At 73.6% G+C, this 21,850-nt stretch carries 25 protein-coding genes and 1 pseudogene; 15 read left to right on the plus strand and 11 right to left on the minus strand.

What is annotated here, in order from left to right:
- Positions 1-415 precede the first annotated feature (415 nt).
- Positions 416-1,444: an ROK family protein gene (locus tag IH44_RS0132620; RefSeq protein WP_232795172.1), complete on the plus strand. Its 1,029-nt coding sequence runs from the start codon at positions 416-418 to the stop codon at positions 1,442-1,444.
- 64 nt (positions 1,445-1,508) lie between these two features.
- Here IH44_RS0132620 and IH44_RS0132625 read toward each other — a convergent pair whose 3' ends face one another.
- Positions 1,509-2,093: a helix-turn-helix domain-containing protein gene (locus IH44_RS0132625; protein ID WP_030463408.1), complete on the minus strand. Its 585-nt coding sequence runs from the start codon at positions 2,091-2,093 to the stop codon at positions 1,509-1,511.
- Positions 2,094-2,209: 116 nt separating this feature from the next.
- On the opposite strand from IH44_RS0132625, the gene IH44_RS49850 reads away from it, so the two are divergent.
- From IH44_RS49850 to IH44_RS44800, 3 genes and pseudogenes are all read left to right on the plus strand, one after another.
- On the plus strand, positions 2,210-2,632 hold the full coding sequence (locus IH44_RS49850; RefSeq protein ID WP_369795024.1) for an MFS transporter: 423 nt from the start codon (positions 2,210-2,212) through the stop codon (positions 2,630-2,632).
- A gap of 337 nt (positions 2,633-2,969) precedes the next feature.
- Complete coding sequence (locus IH44_RS48720; RefSeq protein ID WP_232795173.1) at positions 2,970-3,332, plus strand: hypothetical protein; 363 nt, start codon at positions 2,970-2,972, stop codon at positions 3,330-3,332.
- 200 nt (positions 3,333-3,532) lie between these two features.
- Positions 3,533-3,793, plus strand: a pseudogene (locus IH44_RS44800) (IS5/IS1182 family transposase); the annotation flags it as partial.
- Here IH44_RS44800 and IH44_RS0132640 read toward each other — a convergent pair.
- Together IH44_RS0132640 and IH44_RS0132645 are read right to left on the minus strand one after the other, a co-directional pair.
- A complete protein-coding gene (locus IH44_RS0132640; protein ID WP_051817747.1) occupies positions 3,758-4,258 on the minus strand; it encodes a hypothetical protein in 501 nt (166 codons plus the stop codon). The pseudogene IH44_RS44800 and the gene IH44_RS0132640 overlap by 36 nt on opposite strands.
- Positions 4,259-4,635: 377 nt before the next feature.
- A complete protein-coding gene (locus IH44_RS0132645) occupies positions 4,636-5,205 on the minus strand; it encodes a TetR/AcrR family transcriptional regulator (RefSeq protein ID WP_030463412.1) in 570 nt (189 codons plus the stop codon).
- Positions 5,206-5,365: 160 nt separating this feature from the next.
- On the opposite strand from IH44_RS0132645, the gene IH44_RS0132650 reads away from it, so the two are divergent.
- Positions 5,366-6,304, plus strand: a complete 939-nt coding sequence (locus tag IH44_RS0132650; protein ID WP_030463413.1) for a chlorophyllase — start codon at positions 5,366-5,368, stop codon at positions 6,302-6,304.
- 27 nt (positions 6,305-6,331) lie between these two features.
- Here the strand turns inward: IH44_RS0132650 and IH44_RS41780 are convergent, their stop codons facing one another.
- Genes IH44_RS41780 through IH44_RS0132665 form a run of 3 tightly spaced genes read right to left on the minus strand, consistent with a single transcriptional unit; the run spans position 6,332 to position 7,518 of the window.
- Entirely contained in the window at positions 6,332-6,838 is a 507-nt protein-coding gene (locus IH44_RS41780; RefSeq protein ID WP_157852547.1) for an NUDIX domain-containing protein, read from the minus strand.
- Positions 6,835-7,173 carry a hypothetical protein gene (locus tag IH44_RS0132660; protein WP_030463415.1) on the minus strand — a complete coding sequence of 113 codons (339 nt, stop codon included), beginning with the start codon at positions 7,171-7,173 and terminating at the stop codon, positions 6,835-6,837. The genes IH44_RS41780 and IH44_RS0132660 overlap by 4 nt, the downstream gene beginning before the upstream one ends.
- The gene (locus tag IH44_RS0132665) at positions 7,174-7,518 is read right to left on the minus strand and encodes a hypothetical protein (RefSeq protein ID WP_030463416.1); all 345 of its coding nucleotides are present in this window, start codon (positions 7,516-7,518) and stop codon (positions 7,174-7,176) included. It abuts the gene before it with no gap.
- A 175-nt stretch (positions 7,519-7,693) separates the two neighbouring features.
- Between IH44_RS0132665 and IH44_RS0132670 the strand changes: the two genes are divergently transcribed.
- The 3 genes from IH44_RS0132670 (at position 7,694) to IH44_RS0132680 (ending at position 9,540) form a co-directional block, all read left to right on the plus strand.
- Positions 7,694-8,722: a Scr1 family TA system antitoxin-like transcriptional regulator gene (locus tag IH44_RS0132670; protein ID WP_051817751.1), complete on the plus strand. Its 1,029-nt coding sequence runs from the start codon at positions 7,694-7,696 to the stop codon at positions 8,720-8,722.
- Between the two features lie 85 nt (positions 8,723-8,807).
- A complete protein-coding gene (locus tag IH44_RS0132675; RefSeq protein ID WP_030463418.1) occupies positions 8,808-9,011 on the plus strand; it encodes a DUF397 domain-containing protein in 204 nt (67 codons plus the stop codon).
- A gap of 130 nt (positions 9,012-9,141) precedes the next feature.
- On the plus strand, positions 9,142-9,540 hold the full coding sequence (locus tag IH44_RS0132680; RefSeq protein ID WP_030463419.1) for a DUF1992 domain-containing protein: 399 nt from the start codon (positions 9,142-9,144) through the stop codon (positions 9,538-9,540).
- A gap of 255 nt (positions 9,541-9,795) precedes the next feature.
- Here IH44_RS0132680 and IH44_RS0132685 read toward each other — a convergent pair whose 3' ends face one another.
- Positions 9,796-10,392 (minus strand): TetR/AcrR family transcriptional regulator, encoded by a 597-nt coding sequence (locus tag IH44_RS0132685; RefSeq protein WP_030463420.1) that lies wholly within the window; start codon positions 10,390-10,392, stop codon positions 9,796-9,798.
- Positions 10,393-10,573: 181 nt separating this feature from the next.
- On the opposite strand from IH44_RS0132685, the gene IH44_RS0132690 reads away from it, so the two are divergent.
- The gene (locus tag IH44_RS0132690) at positions 10,574-10,795 is read left to right on the plus strand and encodes a hypothetical protein (protein WP_030463421.1); all 222 of its coding nucleotides are present in this window, start codon (positions 10,574-10,576) and stop codon (positions 10,793-10,795) included.
- Positions 10,796-11,072: 277 nt separating this feature from the next.
- Complete coding sequence (locus IH44_RS0132695) at positions 11,073-12,215, plus strand: Cmx/CmrA family chloramphenicol efflux MFS transporter (RefSeq protein WP_035957128.1); 1,143 nt, start codon at positions 11,073-11,075, stop codon at positions 12,213-12,215.
- A gap of 64 nt (positions 12,216-12,279) precedes the next feature.
- Here IH44_RS0132695 and IH44_RS0132700 read toward each other — a convergent pair whose 3' ends face one another.
- The 3 genes from IH44_RS0132700 to IH44_RS0132710 all read right to left on the minus strand — a co-directional run bounded on the left by IH44_RS0132700 (position 12,280) and on the right by IH44_RS0132710 (position 15,010).
- On the minus strand, positions 12,280-13,065 hold the full coding sequence (locus IH44_RS0132700) for an SDR family oxidoreductase (RefSeq protein WP_232795174.1): 786 nt from the start codon (positions 13,063-13,065) through the stop codon (positions 12,280-12,282).
- 89 nt (positions 13,066-13,154) lie between these two features.
- On the minus strand, positions 13,155-14,438 hold the full coding sequence (locus IH44_RS0132705) for a cytochrome P450 (protein ID WP_030463424.1): 1,284 nt from the start codon (positions 14,436-14,438) through the stop codon (positions 13,155-13,157).
- A gap of 98 nt (positions 14,439-14,536) precedes the next feature.
- Positions 14,537-15,010, minus strand: coding sequence for a DUF3224 domain-containing protein (locus IH44_RS0132710; protein WP_081967264.1), 474 nt, complete (start codon positions 15,008-15,010; stop codon positions 14,537-14,539).
- A gap of 148 nt (positions 15,011-15,158) precedes the next feature.
- Here IH44_RS0132710 and IH44_RS0132715 point away from each other — a divergent pair, with 148 nt between their 5' ends.
- On the plus strand, positions 15,159-16,178 hold the full coding sequence (locus tag IH44_RS0132715; protein ID WP_030463426.1) for a YafY family protein: 1,020 nt from the start codon (positions 15,159-15,161) through the stop codon (positions 16,176-16,178).
- A 7-nt stretch (positions 16,179-16,185) separates the two neighbouring features.
- Here IH44_RS0132715 and IH44_RS0132720 read toward each other — a convergent pair whose 3' ends face one another.
- The gene (locus tag IH44_RS0132720) at positions 16,186-17,886 is read right to left on the minus strand and encodes a hypothetical protein (protein ID WP_051817753.1); all 1,701 of its coding nucleotides are present in this window, start codon (positions 17,884-17,886) and stop codon (positions 16,186-16,188) included.
- A gap of 250 nt (positions 17,887-18,136) precedes the next feature.
- On the opposite strand from IH44_RS0132720, the gene thrS reads away from it, so the two are divergent.
- From thrS to IH44_RS0132740, 4 genes are all read left to right on the plus strand, one after another.
- On the plus strand, positions 18,137-19,405 hold the full coding sequence (gene thrS / locus IH44_RS0132725; protein ID WP_051817761.1) for a threonine--tRNA ligase: 1,269 nt from the start codon (positions 18,137-18,139) through the stop codon (positions 19,403-19,405).
- A gap of 199 nt (positions 19,406-19,604) precedes the next feature.
- A complete protein-coding gene (locus tag IH44_RS0132730; protein WP_051817755.1) occupies positions 19,605-20,243 on the plus strand; it encodes a hypothetical protein in 639 nt (212 codons plus the stop codon).
- A 143-nt stretch (positions 20,244-20,386) separates the two neighbouring features.
- Positions 20,387-21,226 (plus strand): thioredoxin domain-containing protein, encoded by an 840-nt coding sequence (locus IH44_RS0132735; RefSeq protein ID WP_051817758.1) that lies wholly within the window; start codon positions 20,387-20,389, stop codon positions 21,224-21,226.
- Positions 21,227-21,230: 4 nt separating this feature from the next.
- Positions 21,231-21,848, plus strand: a complete 618-nt coding sequence (locus tag IH44_RS0132740; RefSeq protein WP_030463431.1) for a vitamin K epoxide reductase family protein — start codon at positions 21,231-21,233, stop codon at positions 21,846-21,848.
- The last annotated feature ends 2 nt before the right edge of the window (positions 21,849-21,850 follow it).

Consider the following 21,850-nt stretch of genomic DNA (forward strand, 5'->3'; position numbering starts at 1 on the left):
CACCGCCACCACCACTGCTACACGCAGTGAGCACCACCATGGAAGCGGCCGCGACGGCCGGCCATCCTCTGCGCATCTCGCTCATCCTTCACGCTGATCGTCCGTGTGACACGGGGGAAGCGACAGCCGACCGGACGTGACCGACCTTCCAGGCTGCTTGGCTGCTTAACGTAGACGTCACATCCCGGCCATGTCCATAGACCGGTCAACATTGATATCCACGAGTTTTGTTACCCAACAAGCCTCGATTTACTAAAACTTTGCTTAACGAGCAAGCCGATCAGGTTCGTTATCGGACCGCGACCGGGAATCGCTGGACAACGTTGTCAGGGCGAGTCAGAATCACCGGGAACGACCCGGCAGCGCCCTGCCCAGCACCGCGGCGCTCCCCTGCCACACCCGCGGAGACGTCACAATGAGTTACGAAATGGCCGGTACCGCCGTCACAGCCGGGTCCCCCGGCTCACCGTCGGACGGCACCCCCGCCCCCGGGCCTGCCGACGGGCCGCTGATCGCGGCCCTCGACATCGGCGGCACCAAGATCGCCGGCGGCCTGGTCGACACCCGCGGCACCCTGCACCACCGCCTCCAGGTCCCCACCCCCGCCGACGGCGACCAGGACGAGCTGATGACCGCCGTCGACCACGTCCTCGACGACCTCGCCCGCCACCCCGCCTGGCACCGGGTGCACGCCCTCGGCATCGGCAGCGCCGGGCCGGTCGACACCACCCACGGCACGGTCAGCCCCGTCAACATCCCCGGCTGGCGGGCGTTCCCGCTGATCGAGGAGGTCTCCCAGCACCCCGCCGCCCGGCACCTGCCGCTCACCCTCGGCGGCGACGCCCTGGCGATGACCGCCGCCGAGCACTGGCAGGGCGCCGCCCGCCCGTACCGCAACGCCCTCTGCCTGGTCGTCTCCACCGGCGTCGGCGCCGGACTGATCCTGGACGGCGCCCTGCACACCGGCACCACCGGCAACGCCGGACACCTCGGCCACATCACCATCGACTACAACGGCGACCCCTGCCCCTGCGGCTCCCGCGGCTGCCTGGAGACGCTCGCCTCCGGCACCGCCATCGCCCGCACCGCCGCCCGGCTCGGCTGGCGGCCCGGCCCCGACCGGGACACCAGCACCACCGCCGTCGCCCGCGCCGCCCGGGCCGGCGACCCCACCGCCCTGGCCGCCTTCGACCAGGCCGCCCGCGCCCTGGCCGCCGGCATCGCGGCCACCGCCACCCTGGTCGAACTCGACGCCGCCGTCATCGGCGGCGGCGTCGCCCAGGCCGGGCCGCTGCTCCTCGACCCCCTCGCCCGCCACCTGACCACCTACGCGGCCCTCCCCTTCACCCACCACCTCACCCTGCACACCGCCCGGCTCGGCACCGACGCCGGCCTGATCGGCGCCGCCGCCCTCACCCGCCGCACCCGGCCCGCCCCGCGCTGAACGCCTCGCCGCCGGCCCCGCCAGCCGCCTGCCACGGCCCGGCCCGGCCCGATGTGCCAGGCGCTCACCCCTCAGGGGCCTCGGTGGCGGCGTCCTTCTGGTGGCCGCGGCGGGCGTCGCGGTCGAAGATGCCCAGGATCTCGCACGGCCCGCCCTCGGCCCCGATCGCGTGCGGCATCATCGTGGGGAACTCGGCGGCCTGGTTGGTCTCGATCCGGTAGCGCCGGTGGCCGAGCAGCAGGACCGCGGTGCCGGACAGCACCACCATCCACTCGTGGCCGGGGTGGGCCCGCATCCGGGCCGGGTTGTCGGGCGGCGGGTCGGTCATCCGCTGGCGCATCACGCTCAGGCCGGGGTCGCTCTTGACCGGCCAGCGCAGCAGGCCGCGGGCGGCGTCGATCATCGGGCTGATGACCACCTCGTCGGCGGCGTTCTCCACCAGCTGGTCCAACGTGGTGTCCAGGGCGCGGGCGAGGGTGACCAACTGGTCCAGCGCCAAGCGCCGTTGACCGTTCTCGATCCGGCTCAGCGAGGACTGGCTGAGGTTGGCGCGGGTGGCCAGCTCCTCCAGCGACCAGCCCTGCGCGACGCGCAGCGCCCGGATCCGTTTGCGCACGAGGCCGTCCAGCTGCCCGTCTTCTTGCGTCATGCGCAACACTGTATGCCTGTTCCGAAAATCGGGCCTGGCCTCGCCCCCCGGTGGTCCGGCAGCAGCCCGCGCGCCGGAAGGGCACGGGGGCCCGGTCGGTCCACCTCACCGCCCCGGTGCCACCGGACGCACGCCGGACGCCCGCCGGACGGCCGCCGGACGGCCGCCGGCTGCGCGCGATCCTGCTCGCCGTCTCGATCGCGCTGATGGCCGTCATCGCCTCGGTGTCCGGGCTGAACGTCGCCCAGACCCACCTGGCCGCCGAGCGGGGCGCCTCGCAGGGCACCGTCCTGTGGATCGTCAACGTCTACCCGCTCGTCCTGGCCGCCCTACTGCTGCCGCTCGGTGCGCTCGGCGACCGGCTGGGCCGCAAGCCGGTGCTGGTCGACGCCGCCGACTGGCGCCTGCTGTTCGCGCTGCCCGTGCTCCTGGCCGTCGGCGCGCTGCTGGACGTGCACCTCTTCCGCGAGCGCGGCCTGGCGGTCGGTTCGGGCTGCTTGCAGTGGAGGTCAAGTCCGGTAAAAGTGTGGGAATTGTAGGGGGATTCCCTGGAGGGCCGCTCAGCGAATCGAAGGGGAATGTCGGCCACTACCCTTCGGTGGTCGCCGTTTCGGTGATCACTCGCATGTGTCTGCCACGGGGGGTTACCCACTCATGTCCGCACCGCCGCCCTACCCGAACCAGCCGTACGGGCAGCCGCCCGCCCCACAGCCGTACGGGGCTCAGCCCTACAGCGGTCAGCCCTACGGCGGCCAGCCCTACGGCGGTCAGCCCGCCTATGGTCAGCCGCCCGTGTCCGGGGCGCAGCCGCACGCGCCGTATGCCCAGCAGCCCGCGCCCGGACCGCGCCCGCCGGCGCCGCGGCGCCGGAGCCCGTTGCAGGCGCTACTGTCCGTCGGCATCGTGCTGGCGATCTTCGGTGGCGGTGCCTGGTACGTGTGGAACTACAACACGAGCCCCACCGGCGGCAAAGCCAAGGCGGAGGCGTCGCGGTCCGCGCGGGCGGTCGAGGCCAAGACGCACGATCCGGAGATCGGGGACTGCGTCAAGGTCGCGGATCCGGAGGGGCACCCGGTGCCGACCATCGTGGACTGCGCCTCTCCCGAGGCCGAGTACAAGATGGCGGACCAGCTGCTCGGTGACGACAAGCACTGCGGCAAGGAGTTCGACTACGGCATCCGGTACGTCTCCAGCCGCAGGATCGACTCCACCCTCTGCTTCACCAAGATCCGCCACTGAGCCCGCCGCGGGCCTGCTACCGAAGCCGCCGAAGCGCCGCCCCGGTCCCTGCCGTACGGCTAGGAGCTGTCCGGCCGATCATGTGACTGTCGCCTGGTCGGATCGTTGTCCTGTGTATGGGGCGGGGTGAACGCGGTGATCTGTCGGACGCGGAGTGGGAACGGCTGCGACCGTTCCTGCCCGTGAGCAACGGTCCTTGTCGTCAGTACCTGCGGCGGCGCGGCATCCGGCACACGATTCCGGAGAAGGCCGACAGCCGGGCCGCCCGCCTGCGCAAGGGATCACGAGGGGGGCGGCCACCGGGGTTCGACGAGGAGCGGTGCAAGAAGCGCAACACCGTCGAACGGGCCGTCAATCGGCTCAAGAACTTCCGTGCGGTGGCTACGCGGTATGACAAGCGCGGCTACGTGTTCCTCGGCACTGTCTCAGCCGCCGCTGTCATCGTGTGGCTCCGCCCATGACCGGCCACTCGCGTTCACGTCGAGTGCGGAAGCCCGGCCGACCGCAGCGAACAGGATGAGAGGCAGCTCCTTGTCGGCCTGGCCGATCGCCAGCGCGAGCCAACGATCGTTGTTGGGGAGCGGCCACACCTGCATGCTCACGGCCTGCTGGCTGAGGTAGTCGAGCGGCTCGGGCACCGGCTCTCCCTCGCAGCTGGCGCTGAGATACGGTCCGAGATCCACGACGAACGCACTGCCCCACCGGTCCGTCAGGCGTGCCGCCAGGTCGTCGAGGCGGGCCTGCAGTTCGGCTTCGGCCTCAACCCAGGCCTGCCCGTCGTCGTCATCCCAGAAATCCCGACTGACCTGCAGCTCGCGCACATGATGCTCAGGTCCACCGCCCCCGGAGGCGTCGACATAGGTCACTTCTGGGAACGGCTGCACGGCCAACGCATCAATCGTCGAGAGGTACTCCTCGGCGGTCATGGGCGCAGGCTATGAGACCGCACAGACAACCTCCGCCGACCGCCCACACCAATGATCGCCCGGACAGCTCCTAGTGGATCCGTCGGCGGATCGCGCAGACCCCTATGAGCCGCTGATGAGGTCCGCCTCCCCTGCCTGCGAGGGCGAGGCGGCGGTCAGACGCCGGTCTTCCGCGTCGAGGCACTCCGGGACTGGCTGCTTGGGCGCAGGTGCACCATGCACATGCCGACAGACAAGTACGACTATCTGGAGGTCGACTTCGCCAGGTGTCCTGTCCCGTGAGGTCGGCGGCTGGCGGGTGAGAGCACGGAGCACGCCGCCGCCCGCCGACCGCTAACCCCTAACCGCGCGGAACCCGCCGGGCGCGCCCGGCGCCGTCACGCCGCCGCGCGGCACCCGGCCAACAGGAACGCCACCATCCGGGCGGCGTCGGCCCGGCCGTAGTCGGGGCCGGTGATGCTGAGGTTCCCGATCGCGCGCATCAGCGGGTAGGCGCTGACGCCGGGGCGGAGTTCGCCCGCTCCGGCGCAGGCGTCCAGCAGGGTGGCGCAGGCCGGGACGAGGGTGTCGAGCATGAGGGCGTGCAGGTTCTCCAGCCCCGGGTCGCCGGAGCCCAGTGCCGCGCCGAGGCCGTGCTTGGTGACCAGGAAGTCCAGGAACGCGTCGGCCCAGCCGGTCAGCGCGGTGAACGGCGAGGCGGACTCCGCCAGCAGCCGGGGCGCGAGGGCCGCACAGGCGTCGATCTGGTGCCGGTAGACGGCGGTGACCAGGTCGGCGCGGGTCGGGAAGTGCCGGTAGACGGTGCCGACGCCGACCCCCGCGCGGTCGGCGATGTCCCGGACCGGCGCCTGGACGCCCTGGTCCACGAAGACCGCCGCGGCGGCCTCCAGCACCCCGTTGCGAGTGCGCTGCGCCTGCACTTGGCGTACCCCGACCGGTTCCGGCACGGCTGTCTCCTTCTGCTCGTGTTGCCCACGCCCGCCCACGCCTGCCCGCAGTGCTCACATTGCCCGCATTGCTCACGGAACAATGTTCCGCTAAGTTGGCGGAACGTGGCTCCGCCAAAGTATGGCAGAGCCGCGCCGCAGAGAAAGCGCAGGTCCCCGCATGTCTTCCCAGCTCTCCACGTCCGTCCGCCCCTCCACCCGCCCCCTCGACCGGCAGATCGTCTCGGTCAAGCCCCTCACCGTCCCCGCCCCCGGGCGCGGGATCGACCTCCAGGTCAAGGTCACCGCACCCCGGACCGGCCGGGACCTGCCCGTGATCGTCTTCTCGCACGGCAACGCGTGGTCCCTGGACGGGTACGGGCCGCTCGTCGACCGGTGGGCCGCCGCCGGGTTCGTCGTGGTGCAGCCCACCCACCTGGACTCCCGCCGCCACGCCATCGGCTGGGACGACCCGCGCTTCGCCGGCATCTGGCGGGTCCGGATCGCCGACCTGCACGCGGTCCTCGACCACCTCGGCGACCTGCTGGCCGAGGCCGGCCTGGCCGACCGTACCGACCGCGGGCGCACCGCCGTGGTCGGCCACTCCTGGGGCGCCCAGACCGCGGGCGCCCTGCTCGGCGCACGCGTGCTGGACGCGGACGGCGTCCCCGGCGAGGACTTCTCCCACCCGGCGGTCGCGGCCGGCGCCCTGATCGCGGCGACCGGCACCGGCGACAGCCTGACCCCGTTCGCCGTCGAGCACCTCCCGTTCATGCGGCCGGACTTCTCCACCATGACCGCCCCCACCCTGGTCGTCGCGGGCGGCGAGGACCGCTCGCAGCTCTCCACCCGCGGCCCGGAGTGGTTCACCGACGCCTACCACCTCGCCCCGACCCCCAAGAGCCTGCTCACCCTCGCCGAGGCCGAGCACACCATGGGCGGCGTCGCCGGTGAACGGGTCGCCGAGACCACCGACGAGGACCCGGCCCGGGTCGCCCTGCTCGCCGACGCGGTCGCCGCCCACCTCCGCGCCGCCCTCGGCCTCGGCACCGACGAGTGGACCGCCCTGCGCGCCGCCGCCGACCGTGGCGACGGCACCTGGAGCATCATCACCAAGTAACCGTTCCAGCAAGGGAACTGACCGCCGTCACGACGGCCCGTCCACCCCGCGGGTCCGTCCCGCCGGGCCGCGGGCCTCGTGGTAGGTGACGCCGCCCGGCCACCGCAGCCGCTCCCGGGCCCGGTCCGCGACGACGGGGTGCAGCAGCAGCCGCGCCTCGTCCGGTCCGGCCCAGCGCCAGTCCGTCAACTCCCTTGCGTCCAGCACGATCCGGTCGGTGTCGGCCGCGCTGAGCATCGGCCCGCTCCACAGGAACACCAGCCGGTCCCGGGCACCCGCCCCGCGGGCCTGCGCCCACTCCACCCCGAGCAGGTCGTCCGGCAGCAGGTCGAACGCCAGCCCCAGCTCCCGCCGGACCTCCCGGCGCACCGCGTCCAACGGGGACTCCCCCGCCCCCACCGCCCCACCCGGCAGGTCCCAACTCCCCACCCCGGCACCGGCCGCCCGCGCACCCCGGACGATCAGCAGCCGGGACGCGGGATCGGTGCACAGCAGGTACGAGGCGACCGGGTGCTCCGGCGTCCACCCCCTCACGCCGGCGCACCCGTCCGCCCGCGCCACCACCGGCGGTACCAGGGCCCGGTCCGCCACACCCGCTCCGACCGGGGGGACGGACGGTGCAGCCCGCCCCCGCCGTCCGACATCAGGTGGTCGAACTCCCCGCTCACCAACGCCGCCCGCAGCTCGGCCAGTTCGGCCGGCCGCAGGAACAGGATCCGCCGCGGGTCCTCGATGTGCCCCAGCGCGATCCAGCCCTCCTCCGCCTCCGCCAGCACCACGCCCCGGATCTCGTCCTGCTCGTCCACCGCCGTCGCCTCCCAGTGCAGCCCGTACACGCCGTACGGGTAGTACTCGACCAACTCGCTCACTCACGCCTCCTCGTCCACCGCGACCGCCGCCACCGCCGCGCCGACCTCGGTCCACACGCACTGCCACCGCTCCGTCCGCCGGTGCCCGTACCGGTCCCCCCGGGCCAGCACCACCAGCACGGCCGCCGCCCGGTCCCACTCCCGCAACTCCCGCACCCGCACCGACACCCGCACCGCACCCCCGCCACCCCACGTCACCGAGGGCCGCTCACCCGTCAACTGCCGTAACTCCTCGGCCAGTTCCCTCGCCCGCACCCGCGACTCCGCACTCCCGGGCCGCCACCCCCGAACCACCGGCAGCACACCGCGCACCGGCTCGACCGCCCTCTGCTGACTGTTCGTCATATCTCCTGTCCCGCACCGCTATTCGCATTCCACCGCAGTCACTTTCCGTACTCCGATCCTCACCTCTCGGCGCTACGCTGGGAAGCCTCGGCGAGTTGGAGAAACGGGTATCCAACGTCCGTGCATGTCGACGCGGGCCGACGAAACGCCGACAACATCGAGGAAAGGGGCAACCATGGCCTGGCCGGAACGCGAGGTGAACCCGAGCAAGAGCGCCCGGCACTTCTACGGCGCCGAAGTCCGCCGGCTCCGGACGGAACGCGGCTGGCCACTGGCCCGCCTCGCCGAGGCGGTGCACTTCTCCCCGAGCACGATGTCCCGGGTCGAGAACGGGGACGTGAAGGTTCCCGACACCCTTTCGGAGAAGCTCGACAGCATCTTCATGACCGACGGCTTCTTCGCCCGCATGCTCCCGCTCGCCAGGCAGGAGGCCCATCCGGCGAAGTACCAGGAGATCCTGACAACAGCCGACCAGGCTGTTACTGACGAGTCCTACAGCCCCATGGTGCACGGCCTGCTTCAAACCCCGGACCACGCACGGCGCCTGCTCCGCGCAGGCAATCCATACGCCTCCCAGGACGAAATCGAGGAACGGGTCCGCGCCAGGATCGGACGGCAACTGAGGCTGCACAGCGAAGAGTGCCGGTACTGGTTCATCCTGGACGAATCCGCCATCCGCAGGGTGATCGGCGGCCCGGAAGAAATGACGGAGCAGCTGCAAGCGATCCTGACCATCGCGGAGCAACCCAACGTGCTCCTACAGGTGTTGCCGTTCAGCGCGGGCGCCCACTCCGAATACGCCTCGCTGTGGTTGCTCACGATGGCGAACGGTCAGCAACTCGCCTACGAGGAAAGCAGCCGCGGCGGACTGATCTTCGAAGAAACCCAGGAGGTCAAGGAACGGCAGGGACTCTACAATCGGCTGCGGGCTCAGGCGTTGTCCCCGGAGGAGTCTGAGCTTCTGATCAGATCCGCGTTGGAAGGACTAGCACCGATGCAGCCCAACGATCCCACCGAAGCCCGCCAGTGGCGAAAGAGTACCTACAGCAACGGCGACGGCGGTGGGTGCATCGAGGTGGACGACGCCCACCCCGGCCACGTCCGCGACTCCAAGGACCCCAGCGGCCCCGTCCTCCGCTTCACCCCCGCCACCTGGGCGGACTTCGTCTCCGCCACCGTTGCGGGCGAGTTCGGCAACATCTGACCCGGCGTCACTCCGGCCCCGCCCCTCCAGCAGCACGGGGCGGGGCCGGAGTTTCCGTTCCCCGTCGGCTTGGAAAGATCCCGCCATGACGACACCGAGCCCCACCGCCCGCTGGCGGAAGAGCAGTTACAGCAACGGCAACGGCGGCGAGTGCATCGAGGTGGACGATGCCAACCCCGGCCACGTCCGCGACTCCAAGGACCCGAGCGGCCCCGTCCTCCGCTTCGCACCCACCACCTGGGCGAGCTTCGTCTCCGCCACCGTCGCGGGCGAGTTCGGGGCCGGCTGAGTTGCGGCGTCCGGGGCGCGCCCCTCGGGTCCGCGGGGTACGCCCCTTGCCCTCCGGTGCTCCCTCTCGGGGGGATCGGGGCTCCCGTAGGATCGAGGGGACGCCCCTTCTGGTACGGGAGGATGACCGCATGACGGAACGCAAGCCCCCCGGTGTGACGTTCGAGAGCTGGGTCGACCGGCAGATCCGGGAGGCCGCCGAGCGCGGCGCGTTCGACGACCTGCCCGGTGCCGGGCAGCCGCTGGCCCACGATGGCGAGCCGTACCACGAGATGTGGTGGATCCGGGAGAAGATGGAGCGCGAGGGCCTCTCCTACCTCCCGCCGTCGCTCGCGTTGCGGGCCGAGCTCCGGGAGGCGCTGGACACCGCGCGGCTGGCCCCGACCGAACCGTTGCTGCGCAGCCGTCTCGCCGAGGCCAACGCCCGGATCGAGGCCGCACTGCGCCGCCCGGTCGAGGGCCCGCCGCTGGGGATCGCCCCGGTGGACGTGGAGACGGTCGTCGCGGAGTGGCGCAGCTCCCGCTCCTGAGCAGTTCGCGCCCCTGAGCAGTTCCCCCCTCCCGACCTGGTCGCGGCGGTGATCCCGGCCGGGGTGTTCCAGATCGCGCTGGGCGCACTGCCGTCCTCACCGCCGGTGCCGGGCCTGCTGGACGTGCTGTCCACCCTCGGCACCCTGACCACCGTCGCCCCGGCCACCCTGCGTCGCCTCCCGGCCGGGGAACTCGCCACCGCCCACTGCCCCCCCCTGCGGGCCGTCCGGCCGTCCGACTCTCTGCGGCCGCGGCTACGGCTGCAGGAGCCGGTCGAGGTGGTGGTCGAGGACGCGGGCGGCGGCCTCCGGTGTGCGGTGGCCGAGGGCGACGTCCACGCCGAGGGCGGTGGCGAGCGACCAGCAGATGTCGGCGTCCAGGTGTTCGTCCCCGCGGGGTGCGCCGCCGCGTTCCTGCCGGGCCGCGGCGAGGAGTCCGGCCGTGAGGGCGAGCAGTTCGTCGTCGCCCGGGGCCAGGACTCCGGCCATCGTGGGGTCGGAGACGGCCCGGCCCGCGACCGCCAGGGAGAACCGCATGAGCCGGCGGCTCTGCTGGTCGGGGCCGATCAGGGCGTGCAGGCAGGCGCGGAGCACGGTCTCCGGGTCCGTCGTGCCGGCCGCCGCGACCGCGTGCTCGATGTTCGCGTTCACCGCCAGGACGGCCTGGTCGAGGGCGTCGCGGACCAGGGTCTGCATCGAGGGGTAGTAGTGCTGCACCTGCCCCATCGAGACGCCCGCCTCGTCGGCCACCTTGCGCAGGGTCACCTCTTCGATGCCGCCCCGCACCGCCAGCGCCCAGACGGCCTCCACCAGGCGTCTCCGGCGCTGCTCGTGGTCGACGATCTTCGGCACGGTGTCTCCTTCCCGCCTCCCCCGCCGTTTGCCATGCAAGTGCATTGCGAACCGGGTCCCGCTCCATTACAGTGCAAGTGCATGGTAATAGCCCGGCCGGCCGTTCGGGCCCAGTGAGCCCGATCCCGGCAGGCCCAGCACGGCAGGCTCCAGCACAGCGAAACCCCGGGAGGCGGTCACGGTGAAGTACGACATCTTTCAGGGCCTCGGCATGGTCCTGCTCGTCCTCGGCGCCCAGGGCGCGATCCGCCAGCTCGTCGACCACGCCGACGCCGGGCTGCTCGGCTGGCTGCCGGGCGGGTTCGCGGCCGGCCTCACCGTCCACGTCCTCGCCGCCGTGGCGGGCGCGGTGCTGGCGGGCTGGGCCCACGGCGCGGCGAAGGCCGCCAAGCACGAGGACTGACGGTCCGACAGGCGGGTAGGGTGGCGGGCGTGGTGAGTCCCGAGTCGGACGAGGTGGGGGCTTTCGGTCACGCCGTCAGCCCCCGGAAGTCCTGAACCCCCGCTGAGCACGGACCGCGCACGACCGCGCGGCGCTCGACGGTGCCCGCACAGAGGTCCGGGCAGAGGTCCGGACCGAAGTCCGGGCAGGGATCCGAGGTGATCCGATCCCCGGGGGTCGGCGGCGGTGACGAGATGACGCCCCTTTCCGTTTCTCGTTCGCCCCGGAGTCACCTTCGATGCCTCTCGCCCTGTACTTGCTCGCCCTGGCCGTGTTCGCCATGGGCACTTCGGAGTTCATGCCGGCCGGCCTGCTGCCGGACCTCGCCGCCGATCTCGACGTGCCGGTCGGGACGGCGGGCGCGCTCGCGTCCGCCTTCGCGCTGGGCATGGCGGCGGGTGCGCCGCTGATGGCGGCGTGGGCCCGCCGGTGGCCGCGCCGGGCCGGACTGTTCGGGTTCGTGGCGGTGTTCGCGGCGGCGCACGCGGTCGGCGCGCTGACCGGCTCGTTCGCGGTGCTGTTCGCCACCCGGGTGGTGGCGGCGCTGGCGAACGCCGGTTTCCTGGCGCTGGCGGTGGCGACCGCGGCCGCGCTGGTCGCCCCCGACCGGAAGGGCCGGGCGCTGGGGGTGCTGCTGTCGGGGACGACGGCGGCGACCGTCGCGGGCGTGCCGGCGGGGGCACTGCTGGGCCAACTGCTGGACTGGCGGGCCGCGTTCTGGGCGGTGGCGGTGCTCTGCGCACCGGCGGCGGTCGGGGTGCTGCTGGGCGTCCCGGCCGACCCGGGCGGCTCGCCCGCCCCGGCGCTGCGCGTCGAACTGGCACAACTCGCCCGCCCCCGGCTCCGGTTGGCGCTGCTGCTGGCGGCGCTGGTGAACGCGGCGACGTTCGGCGCGTTCACCTTCCTCGCCCCGGTGGTCACCGGCCCGGCGGGGCTGGGGCGCGGCTGGGTGCCGGTGGTGCTGGTGCTGTTCGGCGCGGGCGCCTTCTTCGGGGTGACCGCGGCCGGGCGGCTAGCCGACACCCGGCCCCACCAACTCCTCGCCCTCGGTGGCCCGTTGCTGCTGCTCGGCTGGCCCGCGCTCGCCCTCGGCGCGGGGCACCCGGCCGTCCTGCTGCCCCTGGTTCTGCTGCTGGGCGCCCTGTCCTTCGCGGTCGGCACCACCCTGATCGCCCGGGCCCTCTACGAGGGCGCGGGCGCCCCGACCATGGCGGGCTCGTACGCGACGGCGGCCCTGAACCTCGGCGCCGCCACCGGCCCGCTGCTCGCCGCCGCCACCCTCCCACCGGCGACCGGCCCCTTCCTCGCGGCCACCGCGCTGACCGCCCTGGCCGTCCTGATCTGCACCGCCGCCCGGTCCCGCCTCCGCCCCCGCGACTGACGCCCCCGCGCCCCGCCCGGCGCGGCCCAGCCCGGCTCGCCCCGCCCCCTCCCCTCCCGTCCTGCTACTTCAACCCGCCGCTGCTCTGCAGGAGTTGGCCGTTGACCCACTGGCCCTGCGGCGAGCAGAGGAAGTCGATCAGGTGCGCGGCGTCCTGCGGGGTGCCGAGCCGGGCCAGCGGGGTGTAGCCGATCATGTCGGCCCGGTGCTGCTCGCTCATCCAGCCGGTGTCGGTCGGGCCGGGGTCGACCGCGTTGGCCGTCACGCCGAGGTGGGCGAGCTCGCGGGCGGCGGCGCGGGTGATCCGGTCGAGGGCGCCCTTGCTGGCCCCGTAGGGGAGGTTGCCGACGGTGTGGTCGCTGGTCAGGGCGACGATCCGGCCGGTGCCGAACGCGCCGGTGAAGCGCAGGCCGAACTCGCGGATCAGCAGCCAGCTCGCCCGGGCGTTGACCGCGAAGTGCCGGTCGAAGCTCTCCACCGTGGTCTCCAGCAGGCCGGAGTCGACCGACTCGGCGTGGCTCAGCACCAGCGCGGTGACGGGGCCGAGCCCGGCCTCCACCTGGTCGAACAGCCGGGCGGGCGCCTCCGGGTCGGCCAGGTCGGCCGACACCGCGAGGTGCCGCGCGCCGCGCGCACCGAGCGCCGCGCCGACGGCCTCCACCGCCCCGCCCTCCACGCCCCAGGGCATCCGGGTGTCGTACGGCGTCCAGTAGCTGTAGGCGATGTCCCACCCGGAGGCGGCCAGCCGCTCGGCGACGGCGGCCCCGATCCCGACCGTCCGGCCGACGCCGGTGACCAGCGCAACGGGGCGCCCTGACTCTACGGACTCTACGGACTTCACAGATTCCACGGCCCGGGATCCTGACAGTTCGTCAACCCGCCTGACAAACCGTTTTCGAGCACCCGCGCCCCGCCCGCCCCTGCTCCCCCGCTCCGCCCCTACTCCCCGGCCGCGTGCAGCACCGCCCGGACCGGCCCGTCGGGGTGCACGGTGAGCCCGTAGCCGGCCCCGGCGGGGGCCTCCCGGACCTCGGCCCGGAACGCGGGCAGCACCTCCTCCAGCAGCATCGCCATCTCCCGGACGGCGAACTGCGCGCCCAGGCAGGCCCGCGGCCCGAGCCCGAACGGAAGGTACGCGCCGGGCGCGGGGCGCCGCTCGGCGTCCAGGAAGCGCTGCGGCCGGAACTCCTCCGGGTCCGGCCACAGTTCGGGGTCGCGGTGCGTCAGGTACGGGGAGAGCAGCACCGTCGTCCCGGCCACGATCGGGATGCCGTCCAGCGTGTCCGGTGCGGCCGCGTAGCGCGGCATCAGCCAGGCGACGGGGTACAGCCGCAGCGTCTCGTCGATCAGCGCCCGGATCGCGGCGGACCGTTCGGCCGAGCCGGCCGGCCCGGCGGCCAGCACCAGGTCCCGCTGCTCGGGGTGCGCGTCCAGCAGCAGGAACAGCCAGCTGAGCGCGGTGGCGGTGGTCTCGTACCCGGCCACCACCACCGTCATCAGCTCGTCACGCACCAACCGCTCGGTGTATTCCGGGAGTTCGGCCGCAGCCTGGAGCAGCACCCGGACCACCCCGGGCTGTTCGTCCGTCTCCCCGGCCAGCGTGATCGCCCGCTCGGCGACCCGGTCGACGTGTTCGTTGGCCTCCCGGAAGTCGATGGCGGTGTCACCGGTCGCGGGGGCGAACGCCGGGATCGCGGCGAAGCTGTCCCCGGCGGAGACCAGCCGCCGGTGGGTCTCCGGGTCCAGCGGGTGGGCGGTGAGCGAGCGCCAGATCACGTCCAGCGAGAAGTACCGCAGGTCGGCGTCGATCTCCCGCACCTCCCCCGCCGCGGCCGCCGCCCGCCAGCGCTCGGCGACGGCCGCCACCGCGGCCCGGATCTGCGGCTCGTACACCTTGATGCCGCGTCCGGTGAACTGCGACTGCAGCAACTTGCGCTGCCGCCGCCACTGTTCGCCGGCCGCGCACAGCAGCCCTTCCCCCAGCAGCGGCTTGAGTCGGTGGCCGCGCTTCACGTACGTGTCGGGGCTCTTCGCCAGCACCTGCTGCACCTGGCTCGCCCCGGTCACCAGCACGACCTGCCGGTCCCCGAGCCGGAAGCCCGCCACCGGCCCCAACTCCCGTGCCTCGCCGAGCAGATCGACCACCCGCCCGCCGCCGCTGCGCCAGCGGGCGAACGCCCCGGCGTCGAGTTCGGGAAGGACACTGTGGGCGGCCGTGGCCAAGGCGACTCTCCTACCGGGCGGAACTGCACCGTACGGACACCGACCACCCTAACGACAGAACCCGCCGCCCGGGCCCGAAGACCCTCGAAAGAGGACGTTCAGAGCCGGTAGCTGAGCGAGTAGGGGAAGGACGCCTGCCCGGTGCGACAGGTGTACTCGCCGGTGCCGGTGAGCCCCGCCAGGCCCTCGGTGCCGCTGCCCGGGACGACGGTGAAGGTGCAGTGGATGGTGCCGTCCTCGGCGAAGGTGCCGCGCTGTTCGAGGACGAAGCTGCCCTGGCGGCCGTCGATGCTGCCGGTGACCAGCTCCATTCCGGTGAACACCCCGGCGTGGCCGACCGTGTAGGCGATGCTGTAGTCGCAGGCGGTGCCGGCGGCCTCGATGCCGCCGGAGAAGGTGTTGACCACCGAGGCGTGCGCGGTGCGCGGGCCCGCTCCGCTCGAACCCGCCTCCTTCTCCTCCCAGTTGGCGAAGCTGATGCTGCCGCTGGTGGTGACCGCCTCGGCGGCAACAGCGGTGCCGGTGGTGATGCCGGTGCCGGTGCCGGTGGTGATGTCGGTGCGTGCGGTCATGGCGCCGTCCTTCCGTCCGGTGCGCGGCGGGTCCGCGCAGCGAGGGGCCGCGGCCGCGCCCTCCCGGGCGGGCCGTACTGCCAACACTGACGGCTATACCTGCCATCTTCTGTCAGGTATTCCGGTGGATCTGCGCGATGATGGCGGGGTGCGCGCCGACCGTCTGCTCTCCCTGCTCCTGCTGCTCCAGAACCGGGGGCTGTGCACGGCCGCCGAACTCGCCGCGGCCCTCGAGGTTTCGGTCCGCACCGTGCACCGGGACGTGGAGGCGCTGGGCGCGGCGGGCGTGCCCGTCCTCGCCGAGCGCGGCCGGACCGGCGGCTACCGGCTGGTGGACGGCTACCGCACCCGGCTCACCGGACTGACCGGGGACGAGGCGGGTGCGCTGTTCCTGGCCGGGGTGCCGGACGCGGCGAAGGAACTGGGGCTGGGTGCGGTGCTGGCCACCGCCCAGCTGAAGGTGCAGGCCGCGCTGCCTACCGAACTAGCCGATCGCACCCGGCAGTTGCAGGACCGCTTCCATCTCGACCCGGCCTCCTGGTTCCGGGACGCGGACCCGGTGCCGGAACTGGCCCGGGTCGCCGAAGCCGTCTGGGAACAGCGGGTGCTGCGCGTGCACTACCGGCGCTGGCGCGGCGAGGTGCACCGCGAACTCCGGCCGCTGGGACTGGTGTTGAAGAGCGGCATCTGGTACCTCGTGGCCCTCCCTGCCCCTTCCTCCCCCGCTTCTCCCTCTTCAGCTTCCCCCTCCCCCGCTCCGCCCTCCCTCCGCACCTACCGGGTCTCCCGCATCCTGTCCGCCGAGGTCGCCGCCGAGCCCTTCGAGCGCCCGCGGGACTTCGACCTGGCCGCCCACTGGGCGTCCGTCACCCGCGAGTTGGCGGGCATGCTGCACCAGGACACGGCCACCGTCCGGGTCTCCCCGCGCGCACTGGGCCTGCTGCCGGTCCAGTTCGGCCGCTCCGGCGCCGACGCCGCCCGGAGCGCGGGCCCGCCCGACGAGGAGGGCTGGACGGTGGTCGAACTCCCCGTCGAGTCCACCCCGGTGGCCGTCTCCGACCTGCTGCGCCTCGGCCCGGACGCGGAGGTGCTGGCCCCGCCCGCGCTGCGCCGCGCCGTCGCCGACGCGGTCGCCGCCCTGGCCCGCCGCTACGCCGGGACGGTCTGACCCGCCGCTACACCGGGACGTCCTGACCTGCCGCCTCCTCCCGCGTCCCGAGCACCCCGTCCAGCAGGGCGTGCAGCCGTTCCTCCCCCAACTGCGGGTTGGCGGCGGCCCCTTCGCGCAGTTCGGGGTCGGCGAGCAGTTCGGTGACCCGTTCCGGGCGCAGTCGCGGGTTGGTGGCGGCGGCCAGCCGGACGAGGTGGTGCGGGTCGGCCAGCAGTTCCTCCGGGTCTCCGTCGAACTCCGGGTCGGCGGCGGCGAGTTCGCGCACCTCGGGGTCGGGGTGGCGGGCGAGTCCGAGCGGCAGTCCGGTCCGCGGGAAGTCGGGGCGCAGCCGGAGGCGCTTGCGGTGCTCGGGGTGTTGCAGATGGGTCTCCAGCAGCAGGGCGGGCGGGGCGCCGAGGTGGTACAGGGCGAGCAGATGGCGCACCTCCGGGTCCTCGTCCTGCGCGAGTTGACGGACCGTCAGCTCGTCGAGGTGCGGGCAGGTGGCGGCGGCGCGGCGCAGCAGCGGGAGCGGGGAGCGGGCGCAGGCGTGATACCAGTCGGGGTCGGGCGGGTCGATGGGCTCGTCGACGATCCCGTAGTCGATCCGCCGGAACCGTTCGGGGGTCGGGCGGGGGTCGACCTCGTCGAGGACCTGGCTGCGGGCGGGGTCGCGCGGGGCGGGGTCGGCGGCGGCGCGGGCGGCGACCCCGGGGTCGGGGTCGGCGGCGAGGGTGTCGATCAGGGCGGGGGTGAGGGCGGGGTGTCCGGCCAGGCGGTGGCGGACGTCGGGGTCCGGGTCGGTGGAGAGGTCGGCCATCAGGTCGGGGGTGAGCGCGGGGTGACGGGCGATCAGGCGCCGGACCTCCGGGTCGGGGTCGGCGGCGAGGGTGCGGACGGCGTCGGGCGGCAGGTGCCGGTTGCGGGCGAGCGCGCTCAGGTAGTCGCGGGCTGCGAGTGCGTCGGCGAGCAGGTCGGGCGGCAGCAGGCGGATCTGGTAGAGGCCCTGGAGCGTGCGCGGGACGGCGTCGACCAGTTCCTCCGGCGCCAGGAGGGTCGGCGTGGCCACCCGTCGGGCTTCGGCGCGGACGTCCGGGTCGGGGTCGGCGAGCAGTGCGGCGCGCCGGTCCGGGGGCAGGGCGCCGATGAACTGGCAGGCCTGGCGGCGCAGTTCGGGTTCGGGGTGCTGGGCCATCCGGCGGCGGAAGGCGCTGCGGAGCACACCGAGCGAGTACAGCTCGCCGAGGATCTCGTTGCGGGTGAGGAACTCCGTCTCGCGCGGCCAGGTGCCGAGCAGCATCAGTTCCATCGCGGCGTCGGGCAGCGGGGTGGGGCGCAGCCGGGCGCCGGGGCCGGTGGCGGCCTGGCAGGCGACCAGGTCGGCGGGGTCGCGGACCAGCCGCAGGCAGTGGGCGTCGGAGAGCCAAGGGTTGGCGGCGACCGCGCTGCGGACGCGGCGTTCGGGGTGGTCGAGCGCGGTGTCGACGAAGTCGGCGGGCAGCGGTCGGCGGCCGAACATCCTCCAGGCGGGTCCGGCGGCGGGGGCGAGCAGCCGGGTGAGGACCGCGGTACCGGCGTTGGGGTTGGCGGCGATGCCGCGCAGCAGGGTGGTGTGCGGTTCTCCCGGCGCGGTCGGGGAGGCCGGGGAGATCGGCACGGTCAGCGCGGTCGGGGAGATCGGCGCGGTCGGGGAAATCGGAGAGATCGGCGCGGTCGGGTCGGTCACCGCGTCATGGTGGCACGGTGCCGCCGGCCGCAGGCCCGATATTCGGGTGCCGGTCGCCGGGCGGGCGGCTACGGTGGCGGGCATGAAGCGCGCTGCGATGCTGACGACGACGCCGGAGAGTGTCCCGGCGCGCTGACCGCTGTGTGCGAGCCCCGGGGCCGAGTGCTCCGGGGCTTTCGCGTGCGCGCACGCCCCCCACGGCACTCGTCCCCTCGCCTTCCCCTCCGAGGAGACCACCGTGTCCGACCGCATCACCCCCGCCGCCCCCTCTTCTCCCGACTCTCCCGACTCTCCCGACTCTCCCGCCGTCGACCACCGCCGGCTCGGCCGCGAGCTGGGCCTGTTCGACACCGATCCGCTGATCGGCTCCGGCCTGCCGTACTGGCTGCCGGACGGCGCCGTGGTGCGCCAGAGCCTGGAGGACTTCGTCCGCGCCCTGGAGCGGCGGGCGGGCTACCGGCACGTGTACTCGCCGGTGCTGGGCAAGCGCGAGCTGTACGAGCTCTCGGGGCACTGGGCGCACTACCGGGAGGACATGTTCCCGCCGTTGGAGATGGGCCCCGGCGAGGAGCTGGTGCTCCGCCCGAGCCTGTGTCCGCACCACGCGCTGCTGTTCCGTTCCCGCTCCCGCAGCTACCGCGAACTGCCGCTGCGGATAGCCGAGTTGGGCGACATGTACCGTTCCGAGCGGTCGGGCGTGCTGGGCGGGCTGACCAGGGTGCGGGCGATCCGGCTGAACGACGCGCACGTGTTCTGCACCCTGGAGCAGGCGGCGGCGGAGGTGCGCGGCGCGCTGGAGCTGATCGCGGCGGCGTACCGGGCGATGGGCGTGGTCCCGTCCCGCTACCGGCTGTCGCTGCCGGGGCCGGGCGGCAAGTACGTGGCGCGCCCGGAGCTGTGGGAGCGGGCGACCGCGATCCTGGTGCGGGTGCTGGCGGAGCTGGGCGTGCCGTACGAGGAGGGGGTCGGCGAGGCGGCCTTCTACGGGCCGAAGATCGACGTGCAGGTGGTGGACGCGGCGGGGCGGGAGTCGACCCTGTCCACCGTGCAGGTCGACTTCCACCAGCCGGAGCGGTTCGACCTGCGGTACGTCGGGGCGGACGGGGCGCGGCACCGGCCGGTGATGGTGCACCGGTCGGTGGTGGGCAGCGTGGAGCGGGCGGTGGCGCACCTGATCGAGCGGCACGGCGGGGCGTTCCCGGCCTGGCTGGCGCCGGTGCAGCTGGCAGTGCTGCCGCTGGGCCCGGAGCAGGCGGACGCGGCGGCCGCGCTGGCGTCCCGCTGCCTGGAGCTGGACCTGCGGGCCGAGGTGCTGGGCGCGGAGCGCGGTTCGCTGGGGGCCCGGGTGCGGGCGGCGCGGCTGGCCCCGTACCAGGTGGTGCTGGGCCCCCGGGAGGCCGCCGACGGCAGTCTGTCCCTCCGGCTGCGGGACGGGCGGCGGCTCGGTCCGCGTCCGGCCGACGAGGTGCTCTCCGACCTCGCTGAACGGGTGCGGGCGCACAGCGTCGAACTGTGGTGAGCGCCACCCGGGCCGCGTGACCCTCCCCACCCCCGGCCGTCCGCGGCGCCTCCCCGTTCCCTCCCCCGAACCCCCCGCCGCCCGTGCCCCACCCGCCCCACGCCCCTTTTATCCAGGGCTTATTCACAGATCGGGTGCGCGCGGCGGGGGCTGTTCGGCCCTCGTCGCCGGGACCTTCGGCGTGCCATACTCCAACACCATGACCGGCATTCACGCGACCAAGGCCCTGCGGGGCGCGGTGTTCACCGCGCTCGCCGTGCCGCTGGCCGCGTTCGGCCAGGTGGCGATCACCGGGCGTGCCCTGCCGCTCACCCTGGTCGCGGCGGCGAGCGTCGCGGTCTTCCTGCTGGCGGTGGTCCTCGACGGGGCGCGCCGCCGTTTCCTGCTGCTGTCCTCCGTGCTGGTGCCGGTGGAGCTGCTGCTGAACACCGCGTTCAACCTCGGCCAGGACGCCTGTGCGCGCCCCGCCCGGGGCGTGGACCTGCTGGTCTGCGGCGGCGACTCGGTGGGCGGCTCGGAGCTGTTCGCGCAGTGGACGCACAACTCGGCGGGCCTGCTGCGCCTGCTGGTGCTGGCCGTGCACCTGGCGCTGGCGCTGGCCGCCGCGGCCTGGCTGCGGCTGGCGGACGCCGCGATCTCCGGCGTCGCCGAGGCGCTGGACGCGCTGGCCCGGCTGCTGCCCGCACCGTGGCGCACGCTGCTGCTGGCCGTCCGCCCGGGCTGCCCGGCCGCGCTGCTGCCGTCCCCGGGTACCGAACCCGCCGCCCGCAGCCCGCAGGTCTTCGCCCTCTCCCCCGCTCCGCGTCGCGGTCCCCCGCAGCCGGCCTTCGCCAGCTGACGGACCGTCACCCGGACGCGTTCCGTCCCGGCCGCCCACCGAGGCGCGCCCTCCCCCTTTCTTTCACCCGCGCCCCGCCGCGCCCTGCTCCGGCACGGGCCGCGTCGCGCCGCCGACGGGTGCCGAGGAGACGACGGATCACCATGACCACCGCCCCGAAGAACCAGCAGAACCAGAAGAGCCAGAAGAACCCGCAGAACCGGCAGAACCCGCAGTCCACCGCCCGCGAGCGCCTCAAGCAGGCCCAGCAGGCCGAGGCCCGGACCGCCAAGCGCCGCCGCGGCCTGACCATCGGCGTGTCGATCGCCGCCGCCGTCGCCGTGCTCGCCGGCGGCACCGCCCTCGCCGTCGCCGGCGCCTCGAAGGACGACGGCACCGCGACGGCCTCCGCCGTCGCCCCGGCCAACACCAGCCCCGCCGACGACACCGTGGTCGTCTACGGCAAGGCCGACGCCCCGCACACCCTGTCCGTGTACGAGGACTTCCGCTGCCCGGTCTGCCAGGCGTTCGAGACCTCGGCCGGCAAGACCGTCCAGCAGCTCGCCGACCAGGGCGACTACAAGATCGAGTACCACCTGGCCACGTTCCTGGACGGCAACCTGGGCGGCAAGGGCTCCAGGACCGCGCTGGCCGCGGCGGGCGCGGCGCTCAACGAGGGCGTCGACAAGTTCAAGGCGTTCCACGACGTGCTGTACGCCAACCAGCCCGCCGAGAGCGAGGACGGCTTCGGCGACGTCAACCACCTCCTCGACCTCGCCGGGCAGGTCCCCGGCCTGAAGACCGAGGCGTTCACCAAGGCCGTCACCGACGGCACCTACAAGGGCTGGGCCGCCAAGGTCTCCACCGCCTTCAACAAGAGCGGCGTCTCCGGCACCCCCACCGTCAAGCTCGACGGCAAGCAGCTCGCCGTGATCGGCCAGGACGGCAAGCCGCTCACCGGCGACCAGTTCACCGCCCTGGTCAAGCAGACCATCGGCGGGTGACCCGATGACCACCGCCCCCACCACCACGCCCCGGGGCCCGGTCGGCGCCTCCCGCGGCTACGCCTGGCTCCTGCTGATCGGCGGCCTGATCGGCCTGGCCGCCTCTGCCGTGCTCACCCTCGACAAGCTCAGGCTGCTGGAGAACCCGGCCTACCAGCCCAGCTGCAACATCAACCCGATCATCAGCTGCGGTTCCGTCATGCGCACCGCCCAGGCCTCGGCCTTCGGCTTCCCCAACCCGCTGATCGGCCTGGCCGCCTTCGGCGCCCTCGCCGCCGTCGGCGCGGGCCTGCTCGCCGGAGCCGCCCACCGCCGCTGGTTCTGGCTCTCCCTCCAGGCCGGCACCCTCCTCGGCCTCGGTTTCGTCGCCTGGCTCATCGACCAGACCCTCTACGAGATCGGCGCCCTCTGCCCCTACTGCATGGTGGTGTGGGCCGTGGTCATCACCACCTTCTGGTACACCACCCTCCACAACCTCCGCACCGGAGTCCTCCCCGCCCCCGCCCTCCTCCGCCGCCTGGCCGCCCTCCGCTTCCAGTGGCTCGTCCCCACCGCCGCCTACTTCGTCATCGCCCTCCTGATCCTCAACCGCTTCTGGTACTACTGGCAGACCCTCCTCTGACC

Origin of the sequence: Kitasatospora sp. NRRL B-11411 (assembly GCF_000721345.1) — a bacterium.
In the GTDB taxonomy this organism is placed as follows: domain Bacteria; phylum Actinomycetota; class Actinomycetes; order Streptomycetales; family Streptomycetaceae; genus Kitasatospora; species Kitasatospora cineracea.